The organism is Bifidobacterium pullorum DSM 20433, from assembly GCF_000771405.1.
GTDB lineage: Bacteria > Actinomycetota > Actinomycetes > Actinomycetales > Bifidobacteriaceae > Bifidobacterium > Bifidobacterium pullorum.
The window spans coordinates 1-293 of the sequence record NZ_JDUI01000036.1 but is presented as its reverse complement, the minus strand read 5'-3'; the positions used below and the strand labels follow the sequence as shown (position 1 = coordinate 293).

Below are 293 nucleotides of genomic sequence, written 5' to 3'. Positions count from 1 at the left end.
GCCACGGTGTCCAAGGTGCTCAACGGACGGACCGACGTCGCGCCGCAGACCAGGAAAACCATCGAGGAGGCGCTTCGGGCCAGCGGCTACACCAAGCGCATCTCCACCACCAAGAACCGCAAGCTCATCGAAGCCGTGTTCCAGAACTTCGACAACATCTGGTCGCTGGAGGTGCTGCGCGGCATCGTGCACGAGGCCAGCGCCCATGAGATGAGCGTCGTCACCACCGAAAGCGGCGACCGCTCGCACCCCGATTCCCGGTGGGTCGAAGGCGTGCTGCGCCGGCAGCCGCT

Annotated in this window: 1 pseudogene; it reads left to right on the top strand. The window is 65.9% G+C overall.

From position 1 onward, the window contains the following. Window positions 1-15 precede the first annotated feature (15 nt). Window positions 16-293 (top strand): annotated as a pseudogene (locus OU11_RS08570) (LacI family transcriptional regulator); the annotation flags it as partial.